This window comes from Proteus hauseri (assembly GCF_040139125.1).
Lineage (GTDB): Bacteria > Pseudomonadota > Gammaproteobacteria > Enterobacterales > Enterobacteriaceae > Proteus > Proteus hauseri_B.
In genome coordinates this window covers 13,457-29,978 of record NZ_JBEEUB010000003.1, presented here as the reverse complement: position 1 = coordinate 29,978, position 16,522 = coordinate 13,457, and the positions used below count along the sequence as shown (strand labels likewise).

At 35.2% G+C, this 16,522-nt stretch carries 21 protein-coding genes and 4 tRNA genes; 12 read left to right on the top strand and 13 right to left on the bottom strand.

The features are described from left to right. The first annotated feature begins 5 nt into the window (after positions 1-5). The 4 genes from ABN099_RS05935 to ABN099_RS05920 all read left to right on the top strand — a co-directional run bounded on the left by ABN099_RS05935 (position 6) and on the right by ABN099_RS05920 (position 604). Positions 6-93 (top strand) — tRNA-Ser (locus ABN099_RS05935). A 6-nt stretch (positions 94-99) separates the two neighbouring features. Further along, positions 100-175: transfer RNA gene (locus ABN099_RS05930), tRNA-Thr, on the top strand. 259 nt (positions 176-434) lie between these two features. Next, positions 435-522, top strand: a tRNA-Ser gene (locus ABN099_RS05925). Between the two features lie 6 nt (positions 523-528). Continuing rightward, a tRNA-Thr gene (locus ABN099_RS05920) sits at positions 529-604 on the top strand. A gap of 116 nt (positions 605-720) precedes the next feature. On the opposite strand, the gene ABN099_RS05915 is transcribed toward ABN099_RS05920, so the two are convergent. Continuing rightward, positions 721-1,458, bottom strand: coding sequence for a S24 family peptidase (locus tag ABN099_RS05915; RefSeq protein ID WP_349462757.1), 738 nt, complete (start codon positions 1,456-1,458; stop codon positions 721-723). Between the two features lie 238 nt (positions 1,459-1,696). Here ABN099_RS05915 and ABN099_RS05910 point away from each other — a divergent pair, with 238 nt between their 5' ends. From ABN099_RS05910 to ABN099_RS05885, 6 genes are all read left to right on the top strand, one after another. Next, a complete protein-coding gene (locus ABN099_RS05910; RefSeq protein ID WP_349462756.1) occupies positions 1,697-2,515 on the top strand; it encodes an antitermination protein in 819 nt (272 codons plus the stop codon). A gap of 386 nt (positions 2,516-2,901) precedes the next feature. Beyond that, the gene (locus tag ABN099_RS05905) at positions 2,902-3,210 is read left to right on the top strand and encodes a phage holin, lambda family (RefSeq protein ID WP_349462755.1); all 309 of its coding nucleotides are present in this window, start codon (positions 2,902-2,904) and stop codon (positions 3,208-3,210) included. Next, entirely contained in the window at positions 3,203-3,607 is a 405-nt protein-coding gene (locus tag ABN099_RS05900) for a structural protein (protein WP_349462754.1), read from the top strand. The genes ABN099_RS05905 and ABN099_RS05900 overlap by 8 nt, the downstream gene beginning before the upstream one ends. Next, a complete protein-coding gene (locus ABN099_RS05895; protein ID WP_349462753.1) occupies positions 3,604-4,053 on the top strand; it encodes a lysis protein in 450 nt (149 codons plus the stop codon). The genes ABN099_RS05900 and ABN099_RS05895 overlap by 4 nt, the downstream gene beginning before the upstream one ends. Positions 4,054-4,122: 69 nt before the next feature. Beyond that, complete coding sequence (locus ABN099_RS05890; RefSeq protein ID WP_349462752.1) at positions 4,123-4,635, top strand: phage gateway protein; 513 nt, start codon at positions 4,123-4,125, stop codon at positions 4,633-4,635. 8 nt (positions 4,636-4,643) lie between these two features. Further along, positions 4,644-4,790 (top strand): hypothetical protein, encoded by a 147-nt coding sequence (locus ABN099_RS05885; protein WP_349463133.1) that lies wholly within the window; start codon positions 4,644-4,646, stop codon positions 4,788-4,790. A 28-nt stretch (positions 4,791-4,818) separates the two neighbouring features. On the opposite strand, the gene ABN099_RS19040 is transcribed toward ABN099_RS05885, so the two are convergent. From ABN099_RS19040 to ABN099_RS05875, 3 genes are all read right to left on the bottom strand, one after another. Beyond that, positions 4,819-5,025 (bottom strand): nucleotidyl transferase AbiEii/AbiGii toxin family protein, encoded by a 207-nt coding sequence (locus ABN099_RS19040; RefSeq protein ID WP_432807491.1) that lies wholly within the window; start codon positions 5,023-5,025, stop codon positions 4,819-4,821. Between the two features lie 91 nt (positions 5,026-5,116). After that, complete coding sequence (locus ABN099_RS05880) at positions 5,117-5,638, bottom strand: hypothetical protein (RefSeq protein WP_349462751.1); 522 nt, start codon at positions 5,636-5,638, stop codon at positions 5,117-5,119. After that, a complete protein-coding gene (locus tag ABN099_RS05875; protein WP_349462750.1) occupies positions 5,629-5,835 on the bottom strand; it encodes a hypothetical protein in 207 nt (68 codons plus the stop codon). The genes ABN099_RS05880 and ABN099_RS05875 overlap by 10 nt, the downstream gene beginning before the upstream one ends. A gap of 636 nt (positions 5,836-6,471) precedes the next feature. On the opposite strand from ABN099_RS05875, the gene ABN099_RS05870 reads away from it, so the two are divergent. Beyond that, complete coding sequence (locus ABN099_RS05870) at positions 6,472-6,894, top strand: GNAT family N-acetyltransferase (RefSeq protein ID WP_349462749.1); 423 nt, start codon at positions 6,472-6,474, stop codon at positions 6,892-6,894. Positions 6,895-6,944: 50 nt separating this feature from the next. On the opposite strand, the gene ABN099_RS05865 is transcribed toward ABN099_RS05870, so the two are convergent. From ABN099_RS05865 to ABN099_RS05845, 5 genes are all read right to left on the bottom strand, one after another. Further along, a complete protein-coding gene (locus tag ABN099_RS05865) occupies positions 6,945-7,328 on the bottom strand; it encodes a DUF805 domain-containing protein (RefSeq protein ID WP_349462748.1) in 384 nt (127 codons plus the stop codon). Positions 7,329-7,412: 84 nt separating this feature from the next. Further along, entirely contained in the window at positions 7,413-7,937 is a 525-nt protein-coding gene (locus ABN099_RS05860) for an effector binding domain-containing protein (RefSeq protein WP_349462747.1), read from the bottom strand. Positions 7,938-8,083: 146 nt separating this feature from the next. Further along, a complete protein-coding gene (locus tag ABN099_RS05855; RefSeq protein ID WP_349462746.1) occupies positions 8,084-8,329 on the bottom strand; it encodes an AraC family transcriptional regulator in 246 nt (81 codons plus the stop codon). 423 nt (positions 8,330-8,752) lie between these two features. Next, positions 8,753-9,187, bottom strand: a complete 435-nt coding sequence (locus ABN099_RS05850) for a hypothetical protein (protein ID WP_349462745.1) — start codon at positions 9,185-9,187, stop codon at positions 8,753-8,755. Positions 9,188-9,364: 177 nt separating this feature from the next. Then, positions 9,365-9,544, bottom strand: a complete 180-nt coding sequence (locus ABN099_RS05845; RefSeq protein WP_349462744.1) for a GhoT/OrtT family toxin — start codon at positions 9,542-9,544, stop codon at positions 9,365-9,367. Positions 9,545-10,214: 670 nt separating this feature from the next. Here ABN099_RS05845 and ABN099_RS05840 point away from each other — a divergent pair. Then, complete coding sequence (locus ABN099_RS05840; RefSeq protein ID WP_349462743.1) at positions 10,215-10,757, top strand: DUF924 family protein; 543 nt, start codon at positions 10,215-10,217, stop codon at positions 10,755-10,757. Positions 10,758-10,829: 72 nt separating this feature from the next. Here the strand turns inward: ABN099_RS05840 and ABN099_RS05835 are convergent, their stop codons facing one another. The 4 genes from ABN099_RS05835 to ABN099_RS05820 all read right to left on the bottom strand — a co-directional run bounded on the left by ABN099_RS05835 (position 10,830) and on the right by ABN099_RS05820 (position 16,284). Beyond that, the gene (locus ABN099_RS05835; RefSeq protein WP_349462742.1) at positions 10,830-11,606 is read right to left on the bottom strand and encodes a dimethyl sulfoxide reductase anchor subunit family protein; all 777 of its coding nucleotides are present in this window, start codon (positions 11,604-11,606) and stop codon (positions 10,830-10,832) included. A 3-nt stretch (positions 11,607-11,609) separates the two neighbouring features. Continuing rightward, positions 11,610-12,227, bottom strand: coding sequence for a DMSO/selenate family reductase complex B subunit (locus tag ABN099_RS05830; protein ID WP_349462741.1), 618 nt, complete (start codon positions 12,225-12,227; stop codon positions 11,610-11,612). 11 nt (positions 12,228-12,238) lie between these two features. After that, positions 12,239-14,671, bottom strand: coding sequence for a DMSO/selenate family reductase complex A subunit (locus ABN099_RS05825; protein ID WP_349462740.1), 2,433 nt, complete (start codon positions 14,669-14,671; stop codon positions 12,239-12,241). Between the two features lie 356 nt (positions 14,672-15,027). Further along, positions 15,028-16,284: a mechanosensitive ion channel family protein gene (locus tag ABN099_RS05820; RefSeq protein WP_349462739.1), complete on the bottom strand. Its 1,257-nt coding sequence runs from the start codon at positions 16,282-16,284 to the stop codon at positions 15,028-15,030. Positions 16,285-16,522 lie beyond the last annotated feature (238 nt).

Below are 16,522 nucleotides of genomic sequence, written 5' to 3'. Positions count from 1 at the left end.
GCTATGGAAGGATGGCCGAGTGGCTGAAGGCAGCGGTCTTGAAAACCGCCGATGGGAAACCATCCTAGAGTTCGAATCTCTATCCTTCCGCCAGAATCAGCCGGCTTAGCTCAGTTGGTAGAGCAACTGACTTGTAATCAGTAGGTCACCAGTTCGACTCCGGTAGCCGGCACCATATTAAGAACCCGTTATCTCGCAAGAGGTAACGGGTTTTTTCTTTGTTTAAATTTTATTATACTGCTATTTTTTAGAGCAGTAGGAATAGAAACCTATACTGTTTATATTCCATCGATGCGTTATTCGACCGCTATATTAATAAGTTATCCTTTTTTAACCAATATTTGCATGAACTTTAAGCAAACAGATAAAAAAATGATTTTTTTTATCTTCGGGACTAGACAGAGCGCTGAGAGATAGGCATAATTCCGCGCTATGGAAGGATGGCCGAGTGGCTGAAGGCAGCGGTCTTGAAAACCGCCGATGGGAAACCATCCTAGAGTTCGAATCTCTATCCTTCCGCCAGAATCAGCCGGCTTAGCTCAGTTGGTAGAGCAACTGACTTGTAATCAGTAGGTCACCAGTTCGACTCCGGTAGCCGGCACCATATTAAGAACCCGTTATCTCGCAAGAGGTAACGGGTTTTTTCTTTTGTGAGATTTAATGTTAAAACGACAATAAAAACACCACTAAAGAAGTCGTGTTTTTGCATAAACTAAATGATTACCAGCCCATTACTGACCAATTAAATACACGCCCTAAAATTTTCACCTCTTCAAATGTGGATCGTTCATCAGGGTAATCTATCGTATTGTAGCTACGTATAATAATTGTGTTATTAGGGAGCCGATGTAGAATTTTGACTCTTAAAAGATCACCTTGTTGAATGGCATAAATGCCGCCATCAACGATTTTTGTATGGCTGGTACTGATAGTTACAACAGAACCATCAGGAATAACAGGGGACATACTGTCACCGTGAACTTTAAAGGCAACGGCATCACTAGGTTGTACTCCATAGCGATTAAACGTAGAACGAGAAAATCTCAACAATTCCACCTTCTGATTATCCGTGGTACAACTACCAAAGCCGGCTGCTAACTCAATTGTAGTATAGAAAGGGATCTCAACTTCATCTCGTTCTATTGGTGTATTATTATCCCAATCATCAACAGGTGTCATTTCTGTTACAGAAATACCATCGTTCTTTTTAGCACCTCGTCCATATTCTAACCATTCAGCCCTAACATCGAGCCAGTGACTGAGTGCTAATATATTTGTGGAATCAGGAATAGATTCACTGTTTAACCACTTCCATACCGCAGGGGCACTAACTTTTATGCCTTGTTCAGCTAATGCATCTGTAATTCTTTTACCTAAGCCTCGACCTGCAATCCCTGAATCTAAGCAGGCTTCTTGAAGCCTTTTTGTGAACTCCATTTTATTATCATTTTTAACCATTGGTTAATTTCCTTTGCTGCTTGACGCCACTTTGGTTAAAATATAACATTAACCAACAGTTAATAAAAGTGCGAAATGTACAGAAAATTAACTAAGTAAACCAACGCAAGAGTGGTAAGTCAAATCACGTTGAGATAACGCCATAAAATGCGGGTGATTAAGATGCATAAATGCCATGCCTTGTCGTGGTACATGGATGACCAAGTTAGAAGTGATAGGAAATCAAAAGGAGCATTAAATGAGACTAGCAGACTTACCAAAATATTTTTCACCAAAAAGTATTGTTCTGAGTGATGTAAGATCAGTTAAAGCGGTAGATACGCTTTCAATAACAGATGTTATGACATCAATTAGTTTAGCAACGCGTAAAGGGCGTATGGGTATAGAGCTTTTTTTAGCTAAACATAATATTAATCAGCCAGAAGAGGCAATAGAGAGCCTTTATCAATATGCTTTAACGCAAGTCTATAAATATAAAGCTATTAATAAACTGATTGAAAATGAAAAGAGCGAAGCTCTACGTATCATCGCAAATTATGCTTTTCAAGATTATGCGCGCAGTGCGGCAAGTAAAAAGGCTTGTCCTGATTGTCGTAACGGATTTATAGACGTTGAAGTTTTTACAACAAAAAGTTATACCACGAAACCTGTAAAAGAATTTGTGAACAATAAAACCGCCACCGAACGTAAAATGAAACCGGTCAATAATACTATTTATCGTGAAGTACGCGAGGTAACTCGAGTTGTTTGTCCCACCTGCAAAGGTAAAGCAGAAATTCGTTTAGCTTGTCGCTGCCATGGGCGAGGTAAAATTCTTGATAAAAAAGAGAGTGAAAAACAAGGTGTTTCTATTTTTAAATCTTGTACTCAATGTGCAGGGCGTGGCTATCCCCGTTTAAAATTTAGTGAAGTATTAGAACAAGTACAAACAGTAGCAAGTGTTTCCAAGACAGTTGCATACAATAACTATAAACCATTGTTTGAAAGCTTAGTTGAAGAGTGCTTTAAAGAAGAGTCTTTATCAGAGAAAATTCTCCAAGAAGTCACTAACAAGTAATAATTTTCTATTTTTATGTATTTTGTTAGAAATTAGATATTGACTTTAAGGAAAGACTAGCATACTATAACCCCACAGTGAGAGATTTGTATCTAAAGACCTCACAACAGAATAGAGAGAGCCTCACTTCGGTGGGGCTTTTTTGTCTCTACAGTTTATGATTTAAGCTTCAGTAACTAATACCTATTCACAGTATTGAATAATAACGTCTTATTAAAAATGGAAGATCACAATCGTGGTCTTTTTTATTTCAACTATTTATCTTTTTGGATAAATAAAGCCTAAATACATCCATATTAAATTAAAGCAGTACTTAAATATAAGTGCTGTAAGCGGGTGTCTTATTAATTATATTTCCTCCTATTGGAGGTAAGCCATGAGAAATAATGAAAGAAAATCCAGATCTATGGGAACAGATAATCTTTGCTCTTTCTTCAATGAAAGAGCAGGGAATATCAGCCTCTCTAGCTGGAGGAATGGCTATTCTTCGAGGTTTATACAACGGCGGAGGATGGAAAAAAACCTCCATTGATGGGCTGATGTGTGCAATGTTTGCTTGGTTTATTAAAGATATTTTAATCTTATTTAATATTAATCATGAGTTTGCTTACTTAGCCAGTGTATTTATTGGTTATGTGGGTGTCGATTCTGTCAGCAAACTCCTTAAAGGAAGAGCAGGAGTAAAAAATGGCTAAAATAGCGCGAGGTGAGCGCAATAATAATCCCGGTAATATTCGACATGGTTCAAAATGGCAAGGATTATCACTACAACAAACCGATAAAGAGTTTTGCCAGTTTATATCCCCTGAATATGGTATTAGAGCTATTTATAAGTTATTGCAGACATATCAAAATAGATATGGATTAAATACAGTTAATGACATTATTAATCGCTATGCGCCACCTAATGAAAATAATACAGTCGGTTATATTAATCGTGCATCAAAAGAGATTGGTGTTGAGGCTAATAAATCAATTAATACGCAACTGAAAAATATCACAATTCCGTTAGCTGTCGCTATTGTTAATATTGAACTTGGATATCAGCCTTATTCTGAAAAAATTTATGAAAGTGCTTGGTTATTATTATGAATACCCTATCCAAAGTGATGGTGATAACGACTCTATTTTTAACCGTAGGACTATTTTGGTTGGTTGATAGACATCAAACACTTAATAAAAAATATCTCAATATATCGCAAGAGCTCTCACAACAAATGGCTACAAATAGAGATTATCAATTAAGAGTTAGTCAACTTAATCAACTTGATAATAATCATTTACAGGAACTTACTAATGCAAAAAAAGAAATTGGTCGGTTGCGTGATATTAGTGAACGCACTCCTGATAGGGTGTACATCAAAGCAGAGTGCCCTAAAGTCACCAATAATTCCGCCGCCAGCTTGGATGATGCAATCACCGCCAGACCTACTGACACCGCTATCAGAAATTATTGGTTACTCCGAGAGCGAATGGCAGGATCAGAACAGATCATATTAGGTTTACAAGATTATATTCGGCAAGAGTGTATAAAATAATAAATTCCTATAATTAAAAATAAATACTTATTTTTAAAAGAAAAGGGAGTGTGATATCAAGGAGGTGAAATGAAAGATAATGATATTAATTCTGCCATTCGTGAACAATTATTAAAACAGCTAGCATCAGCAAATATTAACGTTGAAGTTATTGCTGGTTTTCAACCAGAAAAAAAACAAGATAATAATCTTATCCTATTTTTTCCCATAAAGGAGGTCGGTCAAGGTTGGCAAAAAAGAAATTATAATATTCAAGGCAATAATGCGAATCATAAAGAACAACAAATGACTGAATTAACATTTCAGGTTCAAGGTTTTATTAAGCAACACCCAGATTTAACAACAGGTGATTTAATACGAATAACACGAATGATAGTAAATTCGTTACCTTTTATTGAATCAATGAGAAAAATGGGAATAGGGATACAGCGCGCCACTGAAATAAGGCGAGCACCAATAGTAAATGAGGGAAATAGCTATGAACATAACCCATCATTTGATTTTAATGTCACCTTTTCCAGCACCTTATCTTTAGACACTGCTGCAACAAATTTACTTATTTCTAATCTATCTCGTATTTAAGGATAAATATGTCTATTAAACAAACTCGCTATATTGATATTGCGAGCGCAGTTATTGGTGCATCCGCTGCACCTATGCGCAAACTTACCGCTCGTATTTTTTCAACAGATCCTAAAATTCCTGCAGGTAAAGTGTTGGAGATTGACTTCCTTTAGACTCACTAGGTTTTTTAATATATGTCAATCAGGCAGAAATCGTTTCCTCAGCACTCTTCATGCGATTTTTAATCTGGTTGCCGCTTAGCCCCCGATTGTTAAACATGGCTAGATCAACATCTTCTGAAAATCTTTGGATTAGACCAAAAAACTTGGATAGCGCCGTTCCACCTTTAAAAACAAAATCGTCCCTGAACTCAGACTGGCTTAATTGGAGAAGAACGTGTGTACCCAGTAATCCTTCTCAACATAAACTTCTGGGATCTTAAAATACTCTGCTGTTCGGTTAATCAATTCCAGAAATGCGTCCTGGTTGTTATGAAGGTTCATTCAATATTCCATTCTTCTGCATTATCCCAGTAACTGTTGAGCCCAATCCGATAACGGGTAGTAGGATTTAGCCGTTTTTTGAGATTCAAAGCCAGATTTATATTAATGTTTTCTATCAATAATCCTAACAAAGCTCTCGTTGCAGGCGAATAAAAATTTGCCAAGTTAATAAGCTCACAAAGACCATCTTCTTTGATATTCTTCAGTTTTTTCGCTATCACTTTCATGACTTCTGATGGATTACTGTCCGGTATTTTCTTAATATTGGAAAGAACATCAAGAATCTCAAGGTACTCCCTGTTAGATTCTGAAACGGGCACTTTAGCTTTCACTAATTTCACCTCGATGGTACCGAGATCCTTACGCTGTGGTGATTTGTCACTGGCAATGGTAATTGTTTTGGGAATCTGAGTAGTTAGTCCTAGTCGGTTATAAAGACCTGTTCCCGTGACATAACCTCTCCGCACCCCGTTTCGATACATGAAGATTTTCAGCTTCTCGGTATCACTCAGTTGCATTTCACCAAATATCCCTTTTTCGGGCGGTAAAACTGACCTTTAGCAAACCTTTTAATGTCACCATTCTTCACTAGGCGACTGATAGCTTTCACCGTTGTTTCAGGACTTGAAAGATATGGTGTTAAATCTCTATAGGTGAAAATTTTACCTGGTTCAAATCGGTTTATTTCTTTCTCAACTAAGGGTTTAATCTTCATATTTTTAGCCTTCTGTTAAGTATTCTACACCTGGTTAGCAAGTGGCAGTTTTTTTGCGTAAAAACATGACATTTATAGCGGTGGATACAACACTTACAAATAATTACAGTGACTTAGAACATTCCATCTTTTCAGTCAAATCTATTGCTGATAGCCTACCGCATTGATATGGACGACGTCGCAAAAGAAACATTGAAGTGGGGGAACGATAGTCCAATTAGCCTGATATACAACAAATCTTAAAAATAGAAAGAACCATCTGTCAGTTTAGTAAGATTGAAACACCCTATAAATTATAAATGCTTTATGGGTATTGTTGGATTGATTCTACTCAATAGATAAACGTGCCTTAATTTTTATAATGTCCGCTCTTGGTACTGAACGGTGTGTCACATTAGAATTGGCTAAATGAAGAAGGTGTTTATGTAAATGAAGATACTCGAGGGTAAATAGTAGGGGTTAATACGGGAATAATTAAAGTTTTTGTTGCTAACTAAATAAATTTACTATTTTTAGTGTATTTCTTAATGCTGAAATTATAAATGATTAGCTTTAATATTACACTGATACTATTATAGTATCCGTTATTATAAATTTCATTATTATTCATTTAAATTTTTTATTATAAAAACTACCATGAAAATAAAACGTGTCACCTATCATTATCTCTCTGCGCTTATTGAGCTAGACACCTATGCACAAACACATTCTTCACGAATCGAAGAAATCAAAGCGTGGATTGATAATAACGAGCTTTATATTGTAGCTGTTGATTCTGTGATTGTGGCTTATGGCGTATTTCACTATCGCTTTTTTCAGTGTGGTTTTATTGAATTGATCATGGTGGATGAAAACTATCGTCAACAAGAGATTGGTTCTAAATTGATCAACTATTTTAAAGCGCTATCAAAAACAGATAAAATTTTCACATCTACTAATCAGTCCAACCTTAAAATGCAAAGTATGTTAGCTAAATTAGGTTTTGTCGAAAGTGGTAGCGTTGATAACTTAGACAAAGATGATCCTGAGATAATTTATTATTTTAATAAATCCAAATAATAGTAATGTTATAAAAATATAACATTACTATTTAAATCAGATAAAAGTTACTAAAAATTGCTGAGTTTAGGATCAGAACCGAAACGGTTTTTACCTTTAGTACCCTCGATACACATAAAAACAAAAACAATAAGTGGACCAAGGCTTGGGATTAACAGTAGCAATACAAACCAGCCTGAGCGGTCTTGATCATGAAATCGTCGAACACAAAGAGACAAGGAAGGAATTATGGTAAATAAGTAGTAAAAAACAATAAGCGTTAATCCAGCCGTACTGACAGGAGAACTTTCTCCTTTCTCACGTAACCCTACAATAGATATCATAAAAAACATAAATATAATGATATTTATTAGGGTAAACATCCAATATTCTTTGCGTCTAGCTCGCCCTGAAAAATTAAAATAATTTTTAAGTGCTAGAAAATACCATTTCATAAAATATCCTTATTAGAAAATAAAGCATAAGAATATTTTATGACTAAGGAAAAGTAAACTAGTTTATAAAAATATTATATTAGACTATTCAGTGGGGTTTGACTTAATATCAATAGGAATATAATAATTAACGTCTTTAATTAAAGATAACGGTTTGTTAATAAGGTCTAAAACATGATAATCATCTTTTAAAATATATTCTTCAATATCAGGTGACCCTTTTTTTCTTGGAATATTTAATTTTTTCATCAATATCCCATAAATATTATAAATAATATCTTTATAATCTAGCTTTAATAATTCTGATGTAAGCGTCACTTTTAAATATTTTCTATTACTGATTGTTTCAGTATAACCCAATGTTTTGTTATCCATATCTGCTGATTTTTCTATCATCGTGGCATAGCTAATCACCAGATTATTTTTTTGCTCAGATAAAATATTATGAGTGGCATAAACTTTATTATGATGATAAAGCGCTTTTTTAAAGAACATTGCCCAATACTCTTTGCGATATTTTTCAGTATTTAAATTCCACTCAATAGAGTTAGATTTGTAAATATGGTTGATACCAATCAGTGATAGATTTTCAATATCAACTATTTGCATATCCAGATTGTAGCCTGCAAATTTTCTTAAAGGTAAGGTAAAACCATATGCTTGCCAACTTGCTTTTCGACGATAGTCATAAGGTGTTATATCAAATAGCTTTTTAAAAGCACGAGAAAATGTCTGTTGAGAGTCAAAACGATATTTTAATGCGATATCAAGTAGTGGTGTACGCTGTAAACGCAGTTCAATCGCAGTTCAATCGCAGCACAAGAGAGGCGCCTAGCTCTTATATAAGACGCTAGTGTCAAGTTTGTTTGCTCTTTAAACATGCGTTGAAGATGCCATTTTGAGTAACCTGATTTTTGTGAAACGCTTTCTAAACTAAGGTTTTTCTCTAAATTCTCTTCAATCCAATAGATAATATCGGTAATGACATTTTCACTAAACATATTTTGACTCTAAGTAGAAACTCTATTTTTAAAATATAGAAAATATTAATAAGTTTAATTTACATGAAATACTGTAATGTTTTTACACTTATTTGTAAACGTATAATAAAAATCAAGTTAATGGAAATCTATTCTTTTATTTTTAATCAAAAGGTTAGTGCTGATATAACGATGGTTTTAAGTAAAAGCACTCAACCAAATGTTAATAAAATAAAATAGCGAAGCATTAGATGTTCTTTTTACGAGAAAATCTAAGCTAAAAGAGCTATTTTTAAAAAATTAAACTAATGATTTTTAGTATTAAAGGTATTTTTGTTATATAGACGTTTTCGAATCGAAAAAAAGCCTATTATTTTATATAATAGACCTTTTTAAGCAATGGAGTATGTTTACTTATTTTTTATTTGTTTGATAAAGAGAAAGTTATGCATTTCTTAAGGTAATTTCCCATGATCTATCTAATTCTCTTTGGATATAAGCATAAAATTTACCATCAATAATAAATAAAGCAGCTGTCTTATTAAATCCATCAATATAATCATAAGTTTCTGCTGGTATTAGTTTTGCATCATTTTGAATAATAAATAGTTCAAAGAATTTATTTTCTGTCGATATACAACATAAATACTGTTTATTACTAAAGGCATCATAGATAACTTGCATATAGTCATAATAATGTTGAAAGGTCTTATCTTCAATATGTGCTCCTAATTTACCCGAAGGAAGAATACTCCTTGTTTCATACTTCTTATCTTTATTTAAGGAAAGTAAAAAGTTTTTCTTATCTATATTGAATGCGATATTTATAGCGTAAAATGTATCTGCTATACCTGAATCTACTACCTTAACATTAGCCATTTGAAAATTCCTTATTGATTGAGTGTTCAATATTTACTTTATATTTATTTTTTATTTTTAAAATAATAAAAAATAATATATCTATTTTAAATTTAAATTAATTTATCAAATAGAGTGGTCATAAATATAAAAGTATCAAATAGAAAAGCAGATAGACTATGGGTCTATGATAAACAATTAGCTAAAAATAGAGAAAACAAGCGCCATAAAGAAACTTAATGGCCAAGTTATAGCAATGAGAAACGCACTAAGCAGGCGCATGGCAAGACTAGGATCTTTCGTTAAAAAGAAAGTAATAATAAATGATAATACAGCACCGACAAGGTAGCTTATTCCAATAACAGCAATGGTAGACATGGCAATTCATTCAGTAAGTAAACTACCAGAATTGTACTCCAATTTTGTTAAAGAAACAGAGGAATAGAGCAAATATTTGAACAAATGTCATTAGCAATGCGTGTTTTTTAAACATTTATCTCATATTTGATCTCCTTTTACTTTATACAAAATAAGTCTCTATTCCAGAATGGTTCTAAATTGTTTTTTTCTTATCATATTGAATTTTAAGCGTATTTAATTACAATAAAGGTTGTTAGGTACTAATGCTTATTTTAAGAGTTTCTTAGCGCTATTTGTAATATTTATTAATATGGTGATAATTTTTTTTAAGCTTTTTAGTTGGTTGTTTTATCGGCATAGTGTCTAGGTTACTTGGTATTTATTTAATCAAAAAGGTCCTAAAACAATAAATGTAGGGTCGAAAAAAATATTGTTATCAATATTTTGAGTAGATAAGTAGCTTATGGATGGCGTCACTTAATGGATATAAGTGTTCTCTAGGAAGCGATTTAAATCCCCTTTGAATAGATCCAAAGGGGATTTATTTTTTTATTAAATGAATAATAGGATTAGTAAATTAATCAACTTTTAAGATGCGTCGCTATCAAAAGTAGGGTAGTTTGGAGATAATGACTAAGGTAAAACGAAAGCGAGTGTTTCACTAATAAGCGACAGCGTGGTTATCAATATGAATCCTTATCAAGCGGTTTTAACTTTTTGGTTTGATGAATGCACCCCTGAGCAGTGGTTTAAAAAAGATATTTCTTTCGATAAAAAAATTAAAGATAGATTTGGGTTGCTTTGTGAAGAAGCAAGCCGAGCAGAGCTTTCATTTTGGCGAGAAAGTATTGAAGGGCGTTTGGGTGAAGTTATTATACTTGACCAATTTTCACGTAATATTTGGCGAGATACACCGCGGGCATTTTCTCAAGACAATATGGCGCTTATTTTAGCGCAAGAGGCAATTCGTCAACCCGAATATCTTTCTTTAACCCCAGTAAAAAGAAAGTTTTTAATTATGCCCTTTATGCACTCTGAATCGAAAAAAATTCACCAAGATGCACTTACTCTGTTTTCTCAATTAAATGATGAAAATACTTATCAATATGAGCTTCGGCATAAAGAAATTATTGATAAATATGGTCGTTATCCTCACCGCAATGAAGTTTTAGCCAGAGAGTCTACACCAGAAGAAATCCTGTTTTTACAACAACCTGGTTCATCATTCTAAAAAAAATGCATACCTAAAAAGGTATGCATTTTGCTTTTATTGCTTAAAGTGTACGCTTTAAGAAAATCAAGATTACATCGTAATATGCCACAAATTATAGAAGGCAATACGACCCGACAACTCAGCAATAATCACTGCGGCAGCGCAAGTTGCTAGCGTCATTTTTGATGCTTGTGCTTTTAGCGCGGTAAAACCAACAATCACAATACCTAATGCAAGTACTGCAAGCTGAAATCCCCAGAAAACAGTCTGTTCTGCACTTAGTTCTGGTCCGGTAAAGCCAAGGAAACTAACGTAGCCTGAACGCGTTGCTAAGGTGATAATAGCGCCAATAATAAAAGATAACGCACCTAAACGTCTTGCACCTGTTGCCATAGCAAGAACGCCACCACCCACTAACAGTGTCATCCAAAATTGCAGTGTTGTGTAATCGGTATTCCAATTAGCAATTGTTGCAATATGATAAACTTGCGGAATTGACCATACAAAAGCTAACCCGAAAATAACGGTAAATAGGTTACAAACTTCACGTAAACCATTCCACTTTTTCATTACTGTTAATGCCACTGTAGCAAATGCAAATCCAGTAAATACGCCACTTAGAAATGCTTCGTTACTCATTGGTGAACGACCAACACCTAACAGCATATTAAAGAAACGCAGTGGTTGTCCTACGTGTAATCCACCAATACCTAATCCGATTAACATTAATATTAATGCCAAGATATTCGCATTACGTAATTGGTTTTGATCAATCTGACCTAATTTTTTACTGATATAGGCAATAAGAAACAGCCCTGCTGCTGAAGAACCTAATACAGTAAAAAAAACTAGAGGAAGTTCATGCATGGTTTATACCTCCGCCGCATTTTGAACTGAACCGGTTTTATCACCAGAAGGTTTTGCTTCTTTATGTGCCTTAATGACGATATTTGGGTTAGTTAAACTAGGATCTGGCATTGGTGCAATACCACACTCAGTACCATGTTTTGCTCTAATGACTTCAATATCATCAAAGTCCAGCGCACGTTGAGGACAAGACTCAACACAAACCGGTTTCATGCCTTGTGCTACACGTTCATAGCAACCATCACATTTAGACATGAGTTTTTTCTTTTCATCAAATTGTGGTGCACCATAAGGGCAGCGCAATTCGCAATAACGGCAACCTACACAAATATCTTGGTTAACAACCACTAAACCATCTTCTTCACGTTTATGCATTGCCCCCGTTGGACAACCAGCAACACACGTTGGATTAGAGCAGTGGTTACAAGATATAGATAAATAATAACTATAGATATTTTGTGTCCAGATACCATCTTGTTTAGCCCAACTACCACCACCGTATTCATAAACACGACGGAATTTAGGACCTAAATCTAACTCTTTTTCATCCTTGCAGCTGACTTGACAAGTTTTACAGCCAGTGCATTTAGTGGAGTCAAAATAAAAACCATATTGCTTCATGAGTTAACTCCTTATGCACGTTTCACTTCAACAAGGTTTGTATGTTGTGGATTTCCTTTAGCAAACGGCGATGGGTGCCAGCTTGTTAATGTGTTAATACATCCACCCTTATCGACACCTGTTGTATCAAGATCTCGCCATGCACCTTGTGGCACTGCAATCACGCCAGGTAATACACGATCTGTTACTTTTACTCGAATATTTAAGCGACCACGGCTATTATAAATCTCTGCGATATCGCCAGATTTTAAACCGCGCTCTTGTGCATCAATTGGATTTAACCAAAATTGATGAGGGATCGCTTCGCGTAACATTGCCACATTATAATAACTCGAGTGAACGTGACCTTTATCGTGAAAGCCCGTCATTTGCAGAGGGAATTTCTCTTTCAATGTTACGTTTTCAACACCTTCTTCATTCTTACAATATTCTGGAATAGCAGGAATGCGGTCACCTTCAGGTAAAATCCAACCTTCAGTATCTTGCATCAGTTTTTCAGAATAGATTTCGATTTTACCTGTCGCTGTTTTTAATGGATTAGCGATAGGATCTTGACGGAATGATTCAAGAGCAACGTATTTATTACGACTTGGTAATTTACGATCAATAATGCCCATATCATTTGTTTCTGCAAACGCAGGTAATGTAGGGTTTTTATCACGCATTTGGTTATAACAAAACTCAATCCACTCTTGGTAGGTACGACCTTCTGTAAATTGCTCTTTAGTTCCCAATTTTTCTGCAATGTCAGTTAAAACATCGTAGCATGGGCGGTTTTCCCATAGTGGGTCAATCGCATTTTGCAGGCGGACAAAGTAGTGATAAGCACCACTAGCATAAGAGTTATTGATAAGGTCGTCAGTTTCAACCGTCGTCACATCTGGTAGTAAAATATCAGCATATTTTGCAGATGGCGTCATGTGGTTATCCCACACTAGAATAAACTCACATTTTGATTCATCTTGCAGTAATTCATGCGTTTTATTCAAGTCTGCGTGTTGGTTACCAATCACGTTACTGGAATAGCACCACATAAATTTAATGCCAGTATCAAGTTTATCTTTATTTCTAATTCCCGCGTTTTTACTGGTTAACTCTTCACCACGAGCAATGGCTTCAGACCACATAAAGGTAGGAATGAGGGTTTTAACTGGATTAGGAAGCGCAAAGCTTGCAACTGGGTAAGCAACGTTACCACCCCAACAACCCGTATTTGTACCTGGACGACCAATATGACCCGTCATCAAAGGTAGCATCATAATGGCACGGCAAGCTTGTTCGCCATTAGTTGTACGCTGAATACCCCAACCTTGAGATATCCATGCTGCTCTGGCATTACTGATTTCGCGCGCTAATTGGATAATACGACTAACAGAAATACCAGTTAACTTACTTGCCCACTCAGGTGTTTTTGCAATGCCGTCGGTACCATTACCTAAAATGTAATCTTTATAAGAGCCATTTTCAGGCGCTGAAGCAGGAAGCGTTTCTTTATCCCAACCAACGCAATATTGACGTAAGAAAGCTTCATCAGTCAGACCTTCTTGGATCATGACATAACCTAATGCCGCAACTAGTGCCGCATCCGTACCCGGATAAATAGGGATCCACTCTGCACCCAACGTTGTTACGCTATCAGTACGGCGAGGATCGATGATGATAACTTTACTTTTGCTCTTATCTAACGCAGTCAGCGTTTCATAGAACTGACCACCACCAGACATACGGGTTTCAGCTAAGTTATGACCAAACATCACAACTAAATCTGAGTTCTCAATTTCAGTTAATAAAGACTCTTCCATGCCACCATAAACATAAGGCAGGATCCCGGTTAACTGAGAGTAAGAATAAGTACCGTAGTCACTTAAAAATCCACCCACTGTACTTAATAGGCGTTTACATGCAGTTCGACCATGTAAGTTTGCACCTGTAGAGCCTGAACCATATTGGTAATAAACGGATTCATTACCATATTTTTCAATAGTAGATTTTAGGTTTTCAGCGATGATTGTTGTCGCTTCATCCCAAGAAATGCGTTCAAATTTACCTTCACCACGTTTACCAACGCGTTTCATTGGGTATTTCAAACGATCAGGATTATAGGTTTTCCAACGAACGGAACGACCACGTAAACATGGGCGAATTTGATGAAGACCAAAAGTTGAATCATCATACATCGTTTCATTAGAGATACGGCGGATCACGCCATCTTTCACATGAACTTTTAATGGACAACGGCTACCACAGTTCACTAAACACGCACTGTATTTGATAGTTTCCGCTGTCTCATCAGGACGGATACCCTGGGGAGTTTGAGCATTTGCAGAGAAAGGTAATGCTACCGTTCCTGCCACAGCAGCAGCGCCTGAAAGGACAGCCGCAGACTGAATGAACCCACGCCGGCTCATTTCAGTAATAGAAGTATTATTTTTAATTTTTGACATTGACATTACCCTAACATTTTTCACAACAAGTAAAGTTGTATATATATGTTAAGTTATAACCCTCATACCTATAATGATTTATATCAATATAAAAAATGTTAATAAGGTTATCTAAAAAAATAACTATTAAACAAATGGTTACATTTTTTGATAATATACTACTTTAGTGGTAAAAAATTATCATTCAAATAGGATCCAACAATCAATCGATATATAAAAAATAACATAACGATAATAATTAAAATATAAAAAACAAGATTGTTAACATGATAATAAAATAGAAACTTATTAATATTTGTTAATAAGAAAAGTAAAAAAGAAGAATCATTCTCCTTTTTTACTTAATACAAATTAATTTATTGTGGATTATTTTCGACAGGAAATCTGAGTGCTCTTACATCATTTCCGGTTGGAGATTGGTGAACCCTTAAGCCAAATTGAGGCAAAGTAGCAAAGATATGATCAAATATATCTGATTGAATCGCCTCGTATTGAATCCAAACAGTGGTGTTCGTAAAGGCGTAAATTTCAATGGGAAGCCCATTCGAGGTTGGAGCTAATTGTCTTACCATAATCGTCATTTGCTTATGAACATTAGGATGATTTTTTAAGTAAGCTTCAACATACGCACGGAAGGTTCCAATATTGGTCATACCACGTTGATTTAATGATGTTTGACATTCATTGCCCAAGGTTGCATTGAATTGATTAATTTCACTTTCCTTATTTTTTATATAAGGAGCCAGCAAGTGAGCTTTTTCTAGACCATCAAGTTGTTTTTTATCTAAAAAATGGATGCTGTTAATATCAAGAGCAAGACTTCGTTTAATACGACGTCCTCCTGATTTTGTCATTGCTTGCCAGTTTTTAAAGGAATCTGAAATGAGAGAATAAGTTGGAATAGTCGTCACCGTATTATCCCAATTACGCACTTTAACGGTTGTTAAACTAATATCAATGACGGCGCCATCAGCACCATATTTAGGCATTTCTAGCCAGTCACCAAGGCTTATCATGTTGTTTGCTGATAATTGAATACCAGCAACTAATCCCATAATAGGATCTTTAAACACCAACATTAATACCGCCGTCATGGCGCCTAGACCACTGAGTAAAATAAGGGGTGATTTACCAATAAGTAGGGAAATAATCATTATCCCAATCAGCACAGAGGCAGCGAGTTTTAAGCTTTGAAAAATACCTTTTAATGGTAATCGACCAAACGAGGATGAATTTCTCATGATCTGCATACAGAGATCCATAATAGAGAAAAGCATTAACAAGCCAAAAATTAAGCACCACGCTTGGGCGCTGGTGGTGAGAATTTCTTGTGTTTTACCCGCCCCCATCCACACCAGCGCTTGGATATTAACAACAACGCCTTGGATTAAAAAAGCAAAACGGCTAAATAGTTTATTTATTTCTAGAGAAAGTTGCCATTTCTGATCGTACTGATTTATTGCTTTGGAAATTTTAGGTAAGACTAACTTGTGCAAAATAAAATGAAGAGTGATTGCGACAAGAAAAATAATGGTTAAAACGAGTAGGAGAGAAGCGACTTGGGCATACTCCTCATTGAATTGACGTATCCATGTAAGCAGTTGCTGCTGCATAAAATATCCTCATAGTTAATATAGATTGTCTATCCAGAGTACAGAAAAGAGAGCTTAGTTCAAGAAGGTAAATTTTTTGTTACGAAAAATGCGAGGGTAAACGAAATGGTAAATAAGCGTAGTAGAGTGAATAAAAGCCAGAAATAGTCTTTTGTGCGATGAGGGTGCTATTTCTGGCTTCATGCTATATTTTATTTTTAAATCAAATAATTACAGTAAACGAGTTGATGATAATTTT

Excerpts from the sequence above, each read along its gene's own strand:
- ABN099_RS05915 (WP_349462757.1), bottom strand. The coding sequence starts at position 1,458 with ATGGTTAAAAATGATAATAAAATGGAGTTCACAAAAAGGCTTCAAGAA.
- ABN099_RS05910 (WP_349462756.1), top strand. The coding sequence starts at position 1,697 with ATGAGACTAGCAGACTTACCAAAATATTTTTCACCAAAAAGTATTGTT.
- ABN099_RS05905 (WP_349462755.1), top strand. The coding sequence starts at position 2,902 with ATGAAAGAAAATCCAGATCTATGGGAACAGATAATCTTTGCTCTTTCT.
- ABN099_RS05900 (WP_349462754.1), top strand. The coding sequence starts at position 3,203 with ATGGCTAAAATAGCGCGAGGTGAGCGCAATAATAATCCCGGTAATATT.
- ABN099_RS05895 (WP_349462753.1), top strand. The coding sequence starts at position 3,604 with ATGAATACCCTATCCAAAGTGATGGTGATAACGACTCTATTTTTAACC.
- ABN099_RS05890 (WP_349462752.1), top strand. The coding sequence starts at position 4,123 with ATGAAAGATAATGATATTAATTCTGCCATTCGTGAACAATTATTAAAA.
- ABN099_RS05885 (WP_349463133.1), top strand. The coding sequence starts at position 4,644 with ATGTCTATTAAACAAACTCGCTATATTGATATTGCGAGCGCAGTTATT.
- ABN099_RS05880 (WP_349462751.1), bottom strand. The coding sequence starts at position 5,638 with ATGCAACTGAGTGATACCGAGAAGCTGAAAATCTTCATGTATCGAAAC.
- ABN099_RS05875 (WP_349462750.1), bottom strand. The coding sequence starts at position 5,835 with ATGAAGATTAAACCCTTAGTTGAGAAAGAAATAAACCGATTTGAACCA.
- ABN099_RS05870 (WP_349462749.1), top strand. The coding sequence starts at position 6,472 with ATGAAAATAAAACGTGTCACCTATCATTATCTCTCTGCGCTTATTGAG.
- ABN099_RS05865 (WP_349462748.1), bottom strand. The coding sequence starts at position 7,328 with ATGAAATGGTATTTTCTAGCACTTAAAAATTATTTTAATTTTTCAGGG.
- ABN099_RS05860 (WP_349462747.1), bottom strand. The coding sequence starts at position 7,937 with ATGCAAATAGTTGATATTGAAAATCTATCACTGATTGGTATCAACCAT.
- ABN099_RS05855 (WP_349462746.1), bottom strand. The coding sequence starts at position 8,329 with ATGTTTAGTGAAAATGTCATTACCGATATTATCTATTGGATTGAAGAG.
- ABN099_RS05850 (WP_349462745.1), bottom strand. The coding sequence starts at position 9,187 with ATGGCTAATGTTAAGGTAGTAGATTCAGGTATAGCAGATACATTTTAC.
- ABN099_RS05845 (WP_349462744.1), bottom strand. The coding sequence starts at position 9,544 with ATGTCTACCATTGCTGTTATTGGAATAAGCTACCTTGTCGGTGCTGTA.
- ABN099_RS05840 (WP_349462743.1), top strand. The coding sequence starts at position 10,215 with ATGAATCCTTATCAAGCGGTTTTAACTTTTTGGTTTGATGAATGCACC.
- ABN099_RS05835 (WP_349462742.1), bottom strand. The coding sequence starts at position 11,606 with ATGCATGAACTTCCTCTAGTTTTTTTTACTGTATTAGGTTCTTCAGCA.
- ABN099_RS05830 (WP_349462741.1), bottom strand. The coding sequence starts at position 12,227 with ATGAAGCAATATGGTTTTTATTTTGACTCCACTAAATGCACTGGCTGT.
- ABN099_RS05825 (WP_349462740.1), bottom strand. The coding sequence starts at position 14,671 with ATGTCAAAAATTAAAAATAATACTTCTATTACTGAAATGAGCCGGCGT.
- ABN099_RS05820 (WP_349462739.1), bottom strand. The coding sequence starts at position 16,284 with ATGCAGCAGCAACTGCTTACATGGATACGTCAATTCAATGAGGAGTAT.